Raw genomic sequence first — 16,221 nt, 5'->3', positions numbered from 1 at the left:
AGCACCACACTTGCCAACCCAACCGCAGGCGGCACCTGGAGCAGCAGCAATACGGCTGTTGCAACAGTAAGTAATACCGGAGTGGTAACCGGTATAAGCGCCGGTAATACCACCATCAGTTATACAGTAACCAGCGGAAGTTGCAGCAAAGCAGTTACCACGGTGGTTACGGTAAATGATTTTACCCTAAACCTTACTGCATCAGCCACTACGGTGCCGCAAGGCAATGCATTTACGCTCAGCACATCGGCAGGTACCAACTACCAGGTGACCGCCTGGTTGCCGCTGGCGACATTTACTAACCAGACTTCATTAACGCAAGCGCTGGTTGCTTCGGCAAATGCTACTTATCGTGCAGTGGCATTGTCGGCTGCGGGTTGTATCGATACAGCTTCTGTGAGCATCATCGTATCAGCTCCGGAAAAACACGAGGTATTTGTGCCGAATGTTTTTACTCCAAACGGCGATGGTAAAAACGATGTGTTGAAAGTGTACAGCACTACCCTGAAGAGTATGGAGTTCAGCATCTTCAACCAATGGGGCGAAATGATCTTCCGCACTAGCAACATCAACGGAGGATGGGATGGCACTGCAAAAGGTAAACTGCAACCGGGTACAGTATATATATATGTACTCAAAGCAGTCATGCTCGACAACAGCATCATCAACAAAAAAGGTTCAGTGACTTTATTAAGATAAGCAAATGAAAAAATTATACAGCCTGCTGGCTACACTCGCTTTCACAGCATTGCTGGCACCTGCCGCAAAATGCCAGGTAGATCCGCATACATCACAGTATTACATGTACCCGCTATACCTCAATCCTGCCATGGCCGGGTTGATCAATGGCGATTACAGGGTGGCGGCTACCTACAGAAATCAATGGGCAAGCATTACCGATGCCTTTTCCACCACCGGGCTTACTGCCGATATCAACACCGACAAGAACATGAATTTCGGTGTCAACATCCTTAACCAATCTGCCGGAGATGCAGGCTACAACTACCTTACAGGGTATGCTTCACTGGCCTATACCGGGCTGCGTTTTGGCAAAGGTGAATATCAACGCATTTCCCTCGGCATGCAGGTAGGGTTCATCAACCGGCGCGTGAATGCTTCCAAATTTAAATTTGGTGATCAATGGAATCCGATCACTGGTTACAACCCGGGCAATGCAACCGGGGATGTTTTAAAAACATCCAATGTTTCTTCCTTCGATGCAGGAGCGGGGGCATTTTATTATGATGCTACACCGGATAAAAAAGTGAATTTTTACGGTGGGGTTGCGGTGTTTCATTTGACCAAACCTAAGGATCCGTTCCTCGTATCCGGTGATGGCGCTGTGATACCGATGCGTTATTCCGTTCATGCAGGTGCAAATGTAAAATTATCTTCTTCGGTAAGTATGGTGCCGAATGTACTATACATGAAACAGGGAACGGCTGAAGAAAAAATGGCCGGAGCATATTTCCAGCTGAAAGCCAGCGATCAGGTGGATGTATTGGCAGGAGCAAATTATCGTTTCGACGATGCAGTGACCCCATTTGCAGGCATCACCTACAACGGGCTTACACTTGGCCTGAGCTATGATGCCAACACTTCCAAACTGGGCAACCAGGTGAAAAATGCCAACAGCTTCGAATTCACTTTGTCGTTCATCAAAAAGAACCCGGCGAAAGTGGAGAAGGGGTATTTGCAATGTGGAAGGCTGTAAGGCCGATGCTGCAAGCCCGGCTGAATGCCGTTCGGACGGGGATGCTGGAGGCTGGATTTCTTAAAATGGAAGATTTTAAAATCAGTTGTCACCCTGAGCTTGTCGAAGGGTTATTTTCTCAGGATAAAATGAGCAACCCTTCGACAAGCTCAGGGTTACAGAAAAGAGAGCGGTCTCAAATTAATTTATCAGTCTATAATTATATGATGAAAAGATTTCAAAAAATAATTCCCGCTTTATTGTTCCTGCTGGTATTATGCGGTAGCGGGCAGTTAAAAGCGCAGGGTAAAATATTACAGGAAGCAGAAAAAGCCTGGTACCAGGCAGATCATTACAATGCTGCCAAACTTTACCTTTTATACCTGACCGGAAAAGGGGACAGTCTGCTGAAAGGTACGTTCAATCCGTATGGGCATGCCACGGGTGCTAAATCCAAAAAGGTGACTTATGCCACCGATGTACCCGGAAGGGCTACATGGCGACTGGCTGAAAGTTACCGGCTGATGCACGATTACACCAATGCCCGCGACTGGTATAAAAAGACTGCGGAAGAGCATGGAGCCGAATTTCCGCTGGCGCAATACTGGTATGCCGTATCACTTCGTGCCGAAGAAAATTTTGTATTGGCCGAACAGGTGATGGATAGCTTCGCGACAAACTACAAAGAAAAAGATGCTTATACCGCAGCTGCCGCAAAAGAGTTGAAAAACCTGCAGTTCATCAACAGCCAGTTGAAAAAAGGGTTTACAGATGCTTTTAAAGTAACCAGGTTTGAAGGCACAGGACTTACTTCAAAAGGTAATTTTGCGCCTGTGGCGGTGGACCGGCAAACATTCATTTTTACCGGTGTTCATACGGATAGCGCTGTCTTGAATAATAAAAAAGGCAATCCTTACCTGCATCGCCTGTACCGGTCTACACCGGCCAATGAAGCGGGTAAACAAGCCACGTTGATCCGCATCGACGGGGCAAATGCCGCTTTGCATCAGGGTACTGCCGCTTTGACTCCGGGAGGAAAAGATCTATTTTTTACCCAGTGGGAAAAGAAGAATGGAAAGACCTATGCTTCTATCTGGCATGCATCCGGCACGAATGGTTCGTGGGGTAATGCAGCGATCGTAGCCAATCTTAACCGTGATGGCTTCAATTCCATGCAGCCTTTTGTATCGGCGGATGGCAAATATCTTTTGTTCTCTTCCGACAGGCCGGGTGGCAGTGGCGGATATGATCTCTGGTATGCAGTATTGGATGGCGGAACTGGCATAAAGGACACCGCGTTGAACATGGGCAGGGTGATCAATACTAACGCCGACGAACAAACGCCTTTTTATGCACAGGGTATCAACAGGCTGGTTTTTTCTACCAATGGTCGTACGGGTATGGGCGGATACGACCTGTTCAGCACCAAAGGCACGATCGATAAATGGGGCGAACCGGTGAACATGGGTTACCCGATCAATTCGGTAAAAGACGACCAGTATTTTTACAGCAGCAGCCCTTCGGATATTTTCAGCGAAGCATGGTTCAGTTCCGACAGGGGTTCCGATTGCTGCCTGGAACTATACAGCGCCAAACAGGAACCACGCAACAAAACACTCGTGGGTGTATTGCTGGATTGTGCTACGGGAAAACCGCTTTCGCGTGGGATGATCTATGTGAAAGATCCGGTGAGCGGACAAAAAACAGATTCTACTTTCACCGATCGTGATGGTAAATATATATTGCCGATCGGGCAGCGCGACAGCCTGCAGTTGCTGGCAGAACGCAAAGCCTACAGCAGCAATACATCTTCTGTATCTGTTGCGGCGCTTTCACTGATCGATGACCTCAACGATGTATTGACGAACGCCGACATCTGCCTGCAGGCGGAACCGGTAGAAGCTGAGCCACGCATCATCCGCGACCGTGTGATCTATTTTGATTTTGATAAACAAAACCTGAAACCGGCGGCGGTATCCGAACTTGATTCGATGATCATCACGCTGAATGAATTTCCGGCGGCGATATTTGAAGTAGGAGGTTATACCGATGAAGCCGGAACAGACGACTATAATATCAAGCTTGGATTAAGGCGTGCAAACGCAGCTGCGGCTTATCTAAAGACTCATGGCATCAGCCCGGATCGTATAGTGATCAAAAGTTATGGAAAACTGATCAACGATAAGAATATGTCGAAGGAAGAAGCGGGCCGGTGGAACAGGAAAGTGAGGATGGTGATCTTATCGGGACGATAGAAAAGGGATCACTGATTACAAAGGGATAAAGGAGATTACACAGATTATTTTGCTGACGCAAAAAGAAATGCAGTTTATATAAAAGTTACGACTTTTTATAAACTGCATTTTAGTTTTCACGAAGTGAAAACAATCTGTGTAGTCTCCTTTATCCCTATGAAATCTGCGTTGATCTCTAAGTCTCCATCTTTTTTTCAATTCTAAAACGTATAAGAAAATCTTTATTTCAACACATTTCCATTTAGTTTATGATAAGTGACATAGGACACCATTAATACCGCCAATACAATGATCGGGAAAACCGCCAAGAAATCCGGGCCTGTGACCACGTAATGGCTGATGGCAGCGAATACGAAATCGAAAAAGAATCCGGCATACGCCCATTCTTTCAGTCTCGGGAATTTTGGAACCATGAGGATGATAGCCCCCAGCACTTTAAATACCGCCAGCGCTATCCCGAAGTAAGCAGGGTAGCCGAGGTCGCTGATACCTTTTTTTCCTTCTTCAGATTGTGAGAAAAGAGCGGGCATCACCCCTTCGAATAAGAAGATCAGGGTGGTGCTGATCCAGTAGATGATCTTTGTAGATTTCATGTGTTTTTGGTTTATATATTTTTATACGACAAAGATATTTTTCCGGGGGAGAATTCAAAGGGGCGAAATGGACGGATTTAGGGGTTGGTAAGACAAATTTGAGTGGCGTTTCGGTTTAACCGTCGTCGGGGGGGGGCGTTCAACCGCCGTCGGGGTCTCCGACCGCCAACGGGGTTTCCGTTTAACCGCCAACGGGGTTCGTTCAACCGCCGTCGGGGGGCTATCTTCTTCCGACGCCGCCAAACCCCGACAGCGGTCGGAGACCCTGTCGGCGGTTGAATAAAAATTGTAAAGCTAAACCCCCGACAGCTGCTATAGGCCCGGCGATTGAAAAAGAATACTACTATTCAATTCCATACCGATCAGGATTCAACAGTTGCCTTTCCAGATGTGATTTTTCAAATAAGGATACATCCCCTCCAAATAATTCCAATACCTTCGAAACAGCAACAATACCCTCATTTTTATTTAATATAGAATGATACGACGAATATTCCCAATCCCTGAAATCCTTTACGAATCCATGTTTATAGGCATTAAAATGGCAATATCTTATCATTGAATCAAGATAACTTTCATTATCCACATGCTTTCTTTCAAAAGGTGATTCAAACAATCCACCCGTCCTGCCAACCGACCAATTTATAGATTGAGCATAAGAATTAAAAAAATGCGATAACTGTTTTGATGCATTCAACCTTATCATTCCCTGCTTATTATGCTTAGGCACCCACACATCTTCCTTAACATACACCAATAAATGAAAATGATTCTTTAAAAGGGAATAAGCATAGGTATCGAAAACATCGGAACAATACATTTGATATTGTTTTAGAAAAAAAGGATAGTTTTCCTGACTTTTAAAAATGTCTTCACCATTAATACCCCGGTTATAGATATGATAATAATTTCCTTCAGTAATTGGTTGGATGTACATGCTGAAAATTTGATTCAGCTAAGGTAAAATCGCAGCGTTAGCCTGCATGGGGAATTTCAACAGGAAATCACGGTATTTTGCCCGGGAAATAAGGGGATTATAAACATGAAATAAGCAATAAAAGGTTCATCTCCTGAGACCCTAACTTCCTTATTCCTTATTTTCTCTTTCTTATTTCAACTTCTGATGGCCGTCACCGGATCCATCTTAGCGGCCCTCGATGCCGGAATGATCCCCGCCAGCACGCCCACTACCAGGCAGATGATGATAGTAGCCATCAGCATGGGCAACGAAATGAATACAGGGAAGTTGGCGATCCTGGAAACGATCAGCGTAGCCAGGTACACGAAGAGTAACCCGAAAGCCCCGCCGAGGATACATAACAACGCGGCTTCCAGCAGGAATTCGAAAAGGATGCTGGAACTTTTGGCACCGATGGCCTTTTTAAGCCCGATGATAGGCGTACGTTCCTTTACCGTTACAAACATGATATTGGCGATGCTGAACAACCCCACGATCAGGCTGATGCCGCCAATGATCGAACCCACCACGTTCAACACACTGAAGAACGAGGAAATGGAATTGCTGAAAGCCTCCACACTGTTGAGGGAAAAATTATCTTCCTGTGTAGGACTGAGCCGGCGCACCTGCCGCATAATGCCTTTCAGTTCGCTGGAGAGGGCATCGGTGGAAACGCCTTTTTTGCCCTTGGCAATGAGTATCGGGTTGGAATTATCTTCCTGGAAGACCTGTCTGCAAAATTTATAGGGGAGCATGATGCAATTATCATAATCCCAGCCGATAAAATTTTTTCCTTCTTTTTTGATCACGCCCACCACAGTAGCCTGCTTGCCTTTGATCTCGATCTTTTTGCCGATGGCCCTTTCCGGCGAGCCGAAAAGATCTTCCGCGTTGGTATAACCGATCAGGCATACGTTGGTTCCTTGAGTAAACTCCGATGCGGAAAAATACCGGCCCACTTCAAACTTCAGGGGTTGTATCACATCCTGGGCTTCTATGATGCCATATACCGAAGCATTCTGTATCAGGTCGTCACCGTGGGAAATGCTGCCTCTGGTCTGCATGAGAAATGCGATATCATCCAGCAATTCCGACCTGCTTTTTACCAGTCCGGCTTCCCCGTATTTCATACTTGGCCTTGCCCGCATTTTCCAGAAAGGCTGGTTGGGGCCGCCGCTGTAATCCCACTTGTCTATATAGATGGTATTGCTTCCAAGGCTGTTCACCTGCGCCTGGATATTGAGCTCGATGCTGTTTACAAATGCCAGTACGCCAATGATACAAAAAATGCCAAATGCCACACCCGTAAGGCTGAGTGCGGTACGCAGCTTGTTTACTTTCAGTTCCTTGATGGATAGTTTAAGGGAATTGCCGAGGATGTTAAACATTGACATGGTTTAAAATTACGAATTACGGATTACGAATTACGAATTAATGTATAAATGGTAAAATATCAAACTGCGATTTCTATAAAGTTGCAGTCGTGGATGAACCAATTCGTAATTCGTAATCCGTAATTCGTAATTTGATTTATCTTGCGCCCTTTATGAAGTACATCAACGAGATCAATAAACGCAAGACATTCGCCATCATCAGTCACCCCGATGCGGGAAAGACCACCCTTACCGAAAAATTCCTCCTTTTCGGGGGAGCCATTCAGACGGCTGGAGCGGTGAAAAGCAATAAGATAAAAAAGCATGCAACGAGCGATTTCATGGAGATCGAACGGCAACGTGGTATCTCCGTGGCTACCTCGGTAATGACATTTGAATACGAAGGCCACCTCATCAACCTGCTGGATACCCCGGGACACAAGGACTTTGCTGAAGATACTTATCGTACCCTTACGGCCGTGGACAGCGTAGTGCTGGTGATCGACAGCGTGAATGGGGTAGAAGACCAGACCCGCCGCCTGATGGAAGTGATCGCCATGCGCAAAACCCCGGTGATCGTTTTTATCAATAAAATGGACAGGGATGGCAAGAACCGGTTCGACCTGCTGGAAGAGATCGAGAAGGAACTGAAGATCAATCTCCACCCGATGACAGTACCGATCAATAGTGGTAAAGAGTTCAAAGGTGTGTATGACCTGCACGAAAAAAGCCTGGTACTATTCACAGCAGGTACGAAGCAAAATGACGATAATGTATTAGAAATAAATAATTTAGATGATGGTATCTTAAATATTAAAGTAGGACAGAAGGATGCGGATACCTTGCGGGAAGATGTGGAACTGATCGACGGGGTGTATGGTGAACTGAATGAAGCGGATTACCTGGCCGGTGTGACTGCCCCGGTATTTTTTGGCAGTGCGGTGAATAATTTTGGGGTAAAGGAAATGCTGGACACGTTCATCCGTATTGCGCCTACGCCAAGGCCAAGGCATACCACCAAGCGGGATGTATTACCGCAGGAAGATAAATTCAGCGGGTTTATTTTTAAGATACATGCCAACCTCGATCCGAAGCACCGCGACCGTATCGCATTCCTCCGGGTGTGCAGCGGTAAGTTTGCCCGCAATACCTATTACCATCATGTGCGCAACGAAAAAGACGTGCGCTTCAGCAACCCCTACAGTTTTCTCGCCCGCCAGAAAGACGTGATCGAAGAAGCTTTTCCGGGTGATGTGGTAGGGTTGTTTGATACAGGAAATTTCAAGATCGGTGATACGCTTACGGAAGGGGAAGATTTTTACTTTACCGGAATCCCAAGTTTTTCACCTGAAATATTCAAGGAGGTAATTAATAAAGATCCATTGAAAACGAAGCAGTTGGAAAAGGGATTGATGCAGTTGACAGATGAGGGCGTAGCGCAGTTATTCACCCAGTTTGGGGGCAATAAAAAGATCATAGGCTGCGTAGGTGAACTGCAGTTTGAGGTAATTCAATATCGCCTCCTGCAGGAATATGGGGCTTCGGTACAGATGAACAGCCTGCCGTTTTTCAAAGCCTGCTGGCTGACCAGTAAGGATCCGAAGAAGCTGGAAGATTTTGTAAAGTACAAGCAGGCCAACATCGCCGAAGATAAAGATGGCCACCTGGTTTACCTGGCGCAAAGCGAATGGTTCTTAAATACGGAAAGGACGAATAACCCGGATATTGAGTTTCATTTTACGAGTGAGATACATAAATAATTACGAATGGGTAATTACGAATTACGAATGGATTCTCACAGGAGGGGTATGGTCCAAATCGTGCGGTCTCAATTCGTAATTCGTAATTTTTAATTCGTAATTTTATAGCATGTATAAATTCGATAAATCTGTTTCATCCGTAAAAACTTTCAGGGAGGCCGAATTGGATAAAAGATTTTCGGCAGATACTCCGCTTGGGGAACGTTTACGCCAGGCTTGGTATCTGACCTGTATGGCTTATGGTATTGATCCACTAGATCCTCCTAAAATGGATAAAACTGCTTTTTCCATGCGTAAACATTCATTGTAATGCCTAATATTTTCAATGAAGACTTTCGTGATTTTATTAAATCTCTCAACGAACATCAGGTAAACTATCTACTTGTTGGTGGATATGCAGTCATTCTTCATGGCTACAGAAGAACAACCGGTGATCTTGATATTTGGGTAGAGACTACGTCTGAAAACCTGGTTAAATTAAAAAGAGCTTTCCTTCAATTTGGTTTACATACATCAGATCTAACAGAAAAGAATTTTTTGCTGGACAATGCTATCGACGTGTTTTCTTACGGGATTCCACCAGTAAGTATCGATCTTATGAAAGAAGTGAAGGGATTGGATTTTAAAGAAGCTTTCAAAAATGCGGAAACATTTATTGAGGATGATTTACAAATAAGATATATCAATTACCAATCGTTAATTATTGCTAAAAGAAGTTCTGGCAGGCACAAAGACCTGGACGATATCGAAAAACTTCAATAATCAAGGCTTGTTAAATGCGCCCACATTCGTAATTCGTAATTTTTCATTCGTAATTAATCACTGATTCCCGTGTAACTATGCGGCGTAATAGCCTTCAGCTCCTTCTTCAACGCGGCGCTCACTCTCAGCTTGCTGATAAACGCATGCATCGCTTTTTTATCAATCGCATTTTTCCCCCTTGTCAATTCTTTCAGGGCTTCGTAAGGTTGCGGGTAATTTTCGCGGCGCAATACTGTTTGGATCGCTTCAGCCACTACAGCCCAGTTATTTTCAAGATCTGCCTTTAATTTCACTTCATGTAAGATCAGTTTGTTCAGGCCTTTTTCGATGGCGGCTATGGATAAGATCGTATGGGATACCGGTACGCCGATATTGCGGAGCACGGTACTGTCCGTAAGGTCGCGTTGCAGGCGGGATACCGGTAATTTTCCGGCCAGGTGTTCCAGCAAAGCGTTGGCGATACCGAGGTTCCCTTCGGCATTTTCAAAGTCGATCGGGTTTACTTTATGGGGCATGGCGCTGCTGCCTATCTCTCCTTTTTTCGTTTGCTGCTTGAAATAATCCATGCTGATGTAGGTCCAGGTGTCCCGGCAAAGATCCACCAGGATATTGTTCATCCGTTTGATAGCGTCGAAATGTGCGGCCAGGGTATCGTAATGTTCTATTTGTGTGGTGTATTGCTGGCGTTGCAACCCAAGCCTTTCTTCTACAAATTCGTTGGCGAATTTCACCCAGTTGTATTTCGGGTAAGCTACATGGTGTGCATTGAAATTACCGGTGGCGCCACCGAATTTTGCACTGAAAGGGATGTAACTGAACAGCTGTATCTGGTTTTCGAGCCTTTCTACAAATACCATCAGTTCCTTTCCAAGGCGGGTAGGAGAAGCTGCCTGCCCGTGCGTGCGGGCCAGCATCGGCACTTTTGCCCAGTTTTCGGCCAGCTTGTGCAGGTGTTGCTGCAGGTTGAGGATGGCCGGAAGGTATTCGAGTTCGATACTGTCTTTCCACAGCATCGGCACGGCGGTATTGTTGATATCCTGCGAAGTGAGCCCGAAGTGTACCCATTCTTTCACATTTCCGGCGCCAAAACCTTCAAGTTTGTTCTTGAGGAAATATTCCACGGCTTTCACATCGTGGTTGGTGACCGATTCCGTTTTTTTGATCTCCAGTGCATCTGCTTCACTGAAATCGTATACCAGCTGGCGCAACTGAGCCGCAAGTTTCACACCCAGCCTGAAGAATTTCTTTTCTCCCAACAGGATAAAATACTCCACTTCTACTTTCAGCCGGTATTTGATGAGGGCATATTCGGAGAAATATTCAGCGAGTTGGGTGGTGGTTTTGTTATAGCGTCCGTCGATCGGCGAGATGGCTGTAAGTGGAGATAGTTGCATATTATTAATTGGGATTAAAGTAATTTTGCTGCGAAATTAATCTAAAGCAATTGGAAAGAAAAATAAGGGTGGCAGCGGTGAGTTACCTCAATACCAAACCGCTGGTGTATGGATTTGAAAATGGGGCGATGAAAGATGATATCGAATTGTTGTTCGATTACCCGGCAAAAGTAGCAGCCATGCTGCTCAGCGATGAGATCGATGTGGGACTGATACCTGTGGCTGTGTTGCCAGGGATGGAAGAGTATTATATCCTTTCGGATTTTTGTATCGGCGCCAGCCAGTCGGTGGCAAGTGTTTGTCTCTTCAGCCAGGTGCCGCTAAATGAGATCACGCATATCCTGGTGGATTATCAAAGCCGTACTTCTGCAGCGCTGATGAAAACCCTGCTGAAGCATTACTGGAAAATATCACCCGACCTGGTCGACACAAAAGCCGGGTACCAGGAAGGTATTCAGGGAACTACTGCCGGGCTGGTGATCGGCGATCGTGCATTGAAACAGCGTCCGCATTCCCGGTATATATACGACCTCGCCGATGAATGGCGTGCTTTTACGGGACTGCCTTTTTTATTTGCAGCCTGGGTAGCCAACAAAAAATTACCTGAAGACTTTATCCCGCAGTTCAATACCGCTACCGGCGAAGGATTGAAGCATATCAATGAGATCGTTGCTGCTAATCCGTTTCCTGAATACGATCTGAAAGAGTATTACGAAAAGAACATCGATTATCAACTGGATGGTAAGAAAAAGGAAGCGCTGGCGTTATTCCTGCAATATGTGAAGGAGGTTTCATAAGCATGAATTCCAATCTTTTGAAAAAATAAAATTACCTGCCTGGCCGCTTCAGCAATCCATTCACTATACGACCAGTGCGAAAATGACGGTAAAAGATGCTGTGGGATATATCAGTTCCAGGCAGCCCTGCCTGTCTCTGAAGATGAAATATACGGCCCAGGTAAGGAAGGGTGGCGATGCTGATGGTCTCCGGTGTTTTTTTGCTGAAAAGCTGTATGTGTAATTTTTTCCGGAGGAACAAGAATCGCACAAAATTATATACTGCAAACGAGATTACGTTGCAAGATTCCGGTCTTGCGGGCGCTTATTTTTCGGCAAATATGTAATATATTTTTAGTAATTTTGAAACTATACCGTATTAAAATAACGGGCGAAAACAAGGGACTGTATGGATCAGCGTGGAAATACTTTTTTCAAAAAACTATTACAGGGTATCCGATACAGGCTTAGCCCGCCAGCAGCAGACAAACCTATTTACCAACTTTCGCGTCTCCGTAAAATAATACTGAAACATCAGCCCGCCGGCGCAGGCAAACTCCGGAAGATCCGTATCGGTACACATGATATGTTTTACAAAGATCCGATGGAAATGTACCATTGTTATGTAGAGATCTTTCAGCATGGTATTTACGATTTCAAAGCCGTTCATTCCCCTGTAAGGATCATAGATTGCGGAGCCAATATGGGTGCTGCTGTATGTTATTTGAAGGATCGTTACCCGCAAAGTGAACTGATCGCATTCGAACCGGATGAAAATAATTTCGCCTTACTACAGCAAAATGCCGGCCGGCTTCCGGGTGTCAGACTGGAAAAGAAGGCGGTATGGACTTACAACGGTAATATCAGTTTCCAGCATACCGGTACACTATCGAGTAAAATCGGTGAAGCGAAAGAAGGGGTCACCGTTACTACCATTGATTGTGTGCGGCTCGCCGATTACCTCACCAATCCGGTGGATATGCTCAAGATCGATATCGAAGGAGCGGAATACGAAGTGTTGAAAGATTGTGCAGGTTCCCTTTCCAATGTGGCCAACCTTTTCATTGAATATCACGGAGGTGTCCATGAAACGGGCAAGCTGGCGGAGATTATCCGAATTGTGGAAAACGCCGGTTTCAATCTCTATATCAAAGAAGCGAATGATATTTTGGCCAAACCATTCATTCAAAAAAATCTTCCGCACGGCGGTTTCGAAGTGCAGTTGAATATTTTCTGTTACCGAAAATAATCACAGTTATATCATCAATTTTTCAAAAGGGCGGGGAAGAGATCGCAGCTGCGAAGCTCCTCGGCAATCCAGATATTGACAGTGCGTTCGGCAACATGCTTTCCTGTCTTCCTCCCGCGGCAATACTTTATGTGACCGATCATTAAGACGATGAAAGCGATCATTTTCTGGAAAAGAAAACGGATTCCTATCTGTAGAAGTTCACTCCGAGTTTTACGAAGATAAAACCATGGCGATCGTTTCGCTTCTGCACAGCCGGATGAATCGTTGCCAACGTAGAAGTACGGCGTACATTATATTACTTCCGGGAGCATCAGGCCCTGAAAGGTTACCCCAGGCTGTTAATGTTGGGGATATTCAACCTTTGAACTTCTTAAGCACACTATTTACGATCGGTTTCACATCCGGTGAAATATTACGCAGATAAACCAATGGCAGGTAAATGGCGGCAAAAACAGCAGAAGAGCCTATCAGTGCAGCCCAGCCGGTTTGATGCAGGAATATGAAATAAGAAACGGTGTAAGCGATGGCGGCGATGATGAGTATTTCCACCGTTTTTTTATTAAATGGTTGCATATGAAATTTGCGCCACAGGAACCAGAAACGTAAGAAATTATAAATGGAAAAAGAGAGCAGGTTGGCCAGTGCCGGGCCGTAGATGCCATATTTTACCGTTAAAAAATAGCTGAGTGGCACGATCATAATGGTGAGCAGGAGGCTCGTCCACAACTCAAATCTCCAATACACTGATGTGCCGATGATCTGTCCGTTCATACCGGTGCCCATTTCGATGATAGTAACAATACCAAGAATGAAAAATACCCAGCGGCCCAACAGGTAATCCGGGTTCATGCCCAACGTTAGCACAGCGTTGTTAAAATTGAGCCAGACACAAAAAAAGACGAAGAGGGAAAATGTGAGCAGGTTGATGGAAGAACGATGGTAGATCCGGTTGATCTCCTGGCGATTTTTGTCTTTCCATGCCCGGGCCAATATCGGGATCGTTATCGCCATCAAGCTCCTGAAAGGTGCCTGCATGATGGAAACCAGGTAAGAGGATATGCCGAAAATGCCTACTTTGGCAAGATCCAGGCGGGCGGCGAGTACGAGCGTATCTATACTTTGGCGAAGCACATTTACAATGATCACCAGGAAAGTGAACGCCAGTAACGTGATTATTTTTTTACTGAATTTTTTTGATACCCTGCTTATTTTAAAACTGAACCAAAACTTGTTCTCACTTTTCAAATGGAAAAAAAGAATGAGCACGATCACCGCGTATTGTAAAGTAAACAGCACAAGGAACTGATAAAAATCTATGATATTGAATATCTTGAGCACAATGATGATGGAGGTATAGAAACGTAGGACGGTTTCTTTCAGCAGGCTGGTGAGTACGCCTTTATTGAAACCGTAGGCATACGCTTCGAGGATATTATATAGCAATACAAAAAATGCCAGTGGTATGATATAATAAAAATATTCTACCAGCAATGGAGAATTCGTACCCAGTTTCTGTACGATCAACGGCCGCAGGAAATACAATCCTGTAGCAGTAACCAAAAAACCTCCCAGCGCCACATAAAGCGCCAGCGCCAGGATGTCATTTCGTTTTTTATCAAGATTGTCGGAATAATAGGGAAAAAATTTCACCAGGAAATTCGTTACGCCCAGCGTGGAAAAAGCACATACCAGCAGGCTGATCTCCAGCATGGAACGGGTAAGCCCGTATTGCGTGGGGGAGAACCAGTCCTTATGTGTAAACAGGTAAGTATTGACAGCGCCTATGAAAAAACCCAGGTATATCCACGTTGCAGCCTTGAGACTTCTTTTCCTTATTTGTGACATGAATGATAAATGAGTTCAATAGTTGATTTCCAAAACAGGTATAAAAATATTGATATTCGGTTAATAATGGTCATTTGAGGGGGGATGTTATAGATCGCCGCATAAAATTGATGCAGGATGAACGATTTATTCATGTGCCTTTCCGGAACACTTTGACTGGCTTGCCGGCCTTTCAGCGCAATCATTTCCCGCTGCCGCGAAATTTCAATCATTTTTTCAGCAGCTTTTTCGATAGAAAATCTTCCTCGAAAGCACGCAATTAAAACTGTTGACACGCGAGGGGGGCGGCTTTCATCACAATAAACATGAATCAGTTCGTGCGAATGCCCTTCATTCATATGATCAACGCCAATGTATTCAGTGTAGGTAAACATATCCCCATAGGGTTTTGAACCATCACCAAAATCCATCATTTTTCCGCTCAACCGGCCGCCGTATCTGGTCATGGCCTTGAAGATCCCTTTGCGTATAAGATAATGAGGAGTTGCCAGCGATGGATAAAAATCTCTGGAACCAGGCACTGCTTTTATTGGCAGGTGGTTCATTATTTGTTCTTGATGATTAAGTTGAGAGTGAATATGTTATTTTTGAAAAACAGAGATTTTCTTTTAGAAAGCGGATAAAATTGAGCATATCCTGTTTCTGCGACGGGCAAAAATAAAGAATTACCTAGCGATTTTGAAGGATGATGGAAAAAGAACCGGTCATACATGTTGTCTACCTCGCCTGGCTGCCTTATGGCATCGGGCATTTTCATGATTTCATCGATAGTTACGTCCGTTTTCCCGCAGGGAAGGAACATACGCTGGTGATCGCTTTTAATGGACTGGATGCTTCAAACGGGCACTTGCCTGCAGAATATGAAAATATTTTAGAAGAAAATAATATTTCCAATGTACGCTTCCTTCATTTCATCGGTGGACAGGATATAGCGATCTATAGGAATGTGGCTGCTGAAATAACTTCCGGCTATTTGCTTTTTGTCAATACATACAGTCGTTTTCTTGCAGCAAACTGGTTGAAATTTTATGCAGATAACTGGACGGGAGGGATCGGTCTCATCGGTGCTTCCGCTTCTTATGCCAATTATTTTACGGCGATAAAAACCACCTTGAAAGCCCAATTGAAAAGCAAAATGGCTATCACTAAAAAGATCGATGAAATAAAATATTTCGTAAAAATATTTTATTTGTACCGTAATAAATTTGGGAAATTCCCTTCGCCGCATATCCGTACAAATGCATTCTTTACCAGCTGCGAAATATTTCTGTCGATTACCAGCGATGCTATCCGAAATAAAATGGACGCTTATTTTTTCGAGAATGGGAAGAACAGCCTTACTGTGCAAATTCAAAAAGCCGGTTACCAGATATTGCTGATCGATAGATCCGGTAAAGCTTATGAATTAAAAGATTGGGCTACAACAAATATTTTTTGGACGGGCAGGCAGGCCGACCTGCTTATTTCCGATAACCAGACCCGACGGTATGAGGAGGCGGGGGAGGAGGAAAGGGCATTGTTGAAAAAAATCGCATGGGGATAACCCCCTCCAGGATTAGT

General features: G+C 44.8%; 15 protein-coding genes. 9 read left to right on the top strand and 6 right to left on the bottom strand.

Going from position 1 to position 16,221, the window contains the following annotated elements; translation table 11 throughout:
- From EGI32_RS08025 to EGI32_RS08015, 3 genes are all read left to right on the top strand, one after another.
- Window positions 1-699: gliding motility-associated C-terminal domain-containing protein (locus EGI32_RS08025; RefSeq protein WP_255154871.1), on the top strand; the 699-nt coding region annotated here is incomplete at its 5' end.
- Window positions 700-703: 4 nt separating this feature from the next.
- Window positions 704-1,714: a PorP/SprF family type IX secretion system membrane protein gene (locus EGI32_RS08020; RefSeq protein WP_255154870.1), complete on the top strand. Its 1,011-nt coding sequence runs from the start codon at window positions 704-706 to the stop codon at window positions 1,712-1,714.
- A 206-nt stretch (window positions 1,715-1,920) separates the two neighbouring features.
- On the top strand, window positions 1,921-3,948 hold the full coding sequence (locus EGI32_RS08015) for an OmpA family protein (protein WP_255154869.1): 2,028 nt from the start codon (window positions 1,921-1,923) through the stop codon (window positions 3,946-3,948).
- Between the two features lie 221 nt (window positions 3,949-4,169).
- Here EGI32_RS08015 and EGI32_RS08010 read toward each other — a convergent pair whose 3' ends face one another.
- The 3 genes from EGI32_RS08010 to EGI32_RS08000 all read right to left on the bottom strand — a co-directional run bounded on the left by EGI32_RS08010 (window position 4,170) and on the right by EGI32_RS08000 (window position 6,893).
- Window positions 4,170-4,541 carry a DoxX family protein gene (locus EGI32_RS08010; protein ID WP_255154868.1) on the bottom strand — a complete coding sequence of 124 codons (372 nt, stop codon included), beginning with the start codon at window positions 4,539-4,541 and terminating at the stop codon, window positions 4,170-4,172.
- Window positions 4,542-4,884: 343 nt separating this feature from the next.
- Entirely contained in the window at window positions 4,885-5,478 is a 594-nt protein-coding gene (locus tag EGI32_RS08005) for a hypothetical protein (RefSeq protein ID WP_255154867.1), read from the bottom strand.
- A gap of 176 nt (window positions 5,479-5,654) precedes the next feature.
- Window positions 5,655-6,893, bottom strand: a complete 1,239-nt coding sequence (locus EGI32_RS08000; protein WP_255154866.1) for an ABC transporter permease — start codon at window positions 6,891-6,893, stop codon at window positions 5,655-5,657.
- Between the two features lie 152 nt (window positions 6,894-7,045).
- Between EGI32_RS08000 and EGI32_RS07995 the strand changes: the two genes are divergently transcribed.
- The 3 genes from EGI32_RS07995 to EGI32_RS07985 all read left to right on the top strand — a co-directional run bounded on the left by EGI32_RS07995 (window position 7,046) and on the right by EGI32_RS07985 (window position 9,394).
- The gene (locus EGI32_RS07995; RefSeq protein WP_255154865.1) at window positions 7,046-8,632 is read left to right on the top strand and encodes a peptide chain release factor 3; all 1,587 of its coding nucleotides are present in this window, start codon (window positions 7,046-7,048) and stop codon (window positions 8,630-8,632) included.
- Between the two features lie 109 nt (window positions 8,633-8,741).
- A complete protein-coding gene (locus tag EGI32_RS07990; RefSeq protein WP_255154864.1) occupies window positions 8,742-8,942 on the top strand; it encodes a hypothetical protein in 201 nt (66 codons plus the stop codon).
- Window positions 8,942-9,394: a nucleotidyltransferase gene (locus tag EGI32_RS07985; protein ID WP_255154863.1), complete on the top strand. Its 453-nt coding sequence runs from the start codon at window positions 8,942-8,944 to the stop codon at window positions 9,392-9,394. The genes EGI32_RS07990 and EGI32_RS07985 overlap by 1 nt, the downstream gene beginning before the upstream one ends.
- A 53-nt stretch (window positions 9,395-9,447) precedes the next feature.
- On the opposite strand, the gene purB is transcribed toward EGI32_RS07985, so the two are convergent.
- Window positions 9,448-10,788 carry an adenylosuccinate lyase gene (gene purB / locus EGI32_RS07980; RefSeq protein WP_255154862.1) on the bottom strand — a complete coding sequence of 447 codons (1,341 nt, stop codon included), beginning with the start codon at window positions 10,786-10,788 and terminating at the stop codon, window positions 9,448-9,450.
- Between the two features lie 50 nt (window positions 10,789-10,838).
- On the opposite strand from purB, the gene EGI32_RS07975 reads away from it, so the two are divergent.
- Entirely contained in the window at window positions 10,839-11,585 is a 747-nt protein-coding gene (locus EGI32_RS07975) for a menaquinone biosynthetic enzyme MqnA/MqnD family protein (RefSeq protein WP_255154861.1), read from the top strand.
- Between the two features lie 388 nt (window positions 11,586-11,973).
- Entirely contained in the window at window positions 11,974-12,813 is an 840-nt protein-coding gene (locus EGI32_RS07970; protein WP_255154860.1) for an FkbM family methyltransferase, read from the top strand.
- Between the two features lie 357 nt (window positions 12,814-13,170).
- Here EGI32_RS07970 and EGI32_RS07965 read toward each other — a convergent pair whose 3' ends face one another.
- Both EGI32_RS07965 and EGI32_RS07960 read right to left on the bottom strand, forming a co-directional pair.
- Window positions 13,171-14,661, bottom strand: a complete 1,491-nt coding sequence (locus EGI32_RS07965; protein ID WP_255154859.1) for a lipopolysaccharide biosynthesis protein — start codon at window positions 14,659-14,661, stop codon at window positions 13,171-13,173.
- On the bottom strand, window positions 14,649-15,206 hold the full coding sequence (locus tag EGI32_RS07960) for a hypothetical protein (RefSeq protein WP_255154858.1): 558 nt from the start codon (window positions 15,204-15,206) through the stop codon (window positions 14,649-14,651). The genes EGI32_RS07965 and EGI32_RS07960 overlap by 13 nt, the downstream gene beginning before the upstream one ends.
- A 140-nt stretch (window positions 15,207-15,346) precedes the next feature.
- Here EGI32_RS07960 and EGI32_RS07955 point away from each other — a divergent pair, with 140 nt between their 5' ends.
- The gene (locus EGI32_RS07955) at window positions 15,347-16,204 is read left to right on the top strand and encodes a hypothetical protein (protein WP_255154857.1); all 858 of its coding nucleotides are present in this window, start codon (window positions 15,347-15,349) and stop codon (window positions 16,202-16,204) included.
- Window positions 16,205-16,221: the final 17 nt, after the last annotated feature.

The sequence above is a fragment of the Ferruginibacter sp. HRS2-29 genome (assembly GCF_024343615.1).
Classification (GTDB): Bacteria; Bacteroidota; Bacteroidia; order Chitinophagales; family Chitinophagaceae; genus Ferruginibacter.
This window is presented reverse-complemented; position numbering and strand designations above follow the sequence as displayed.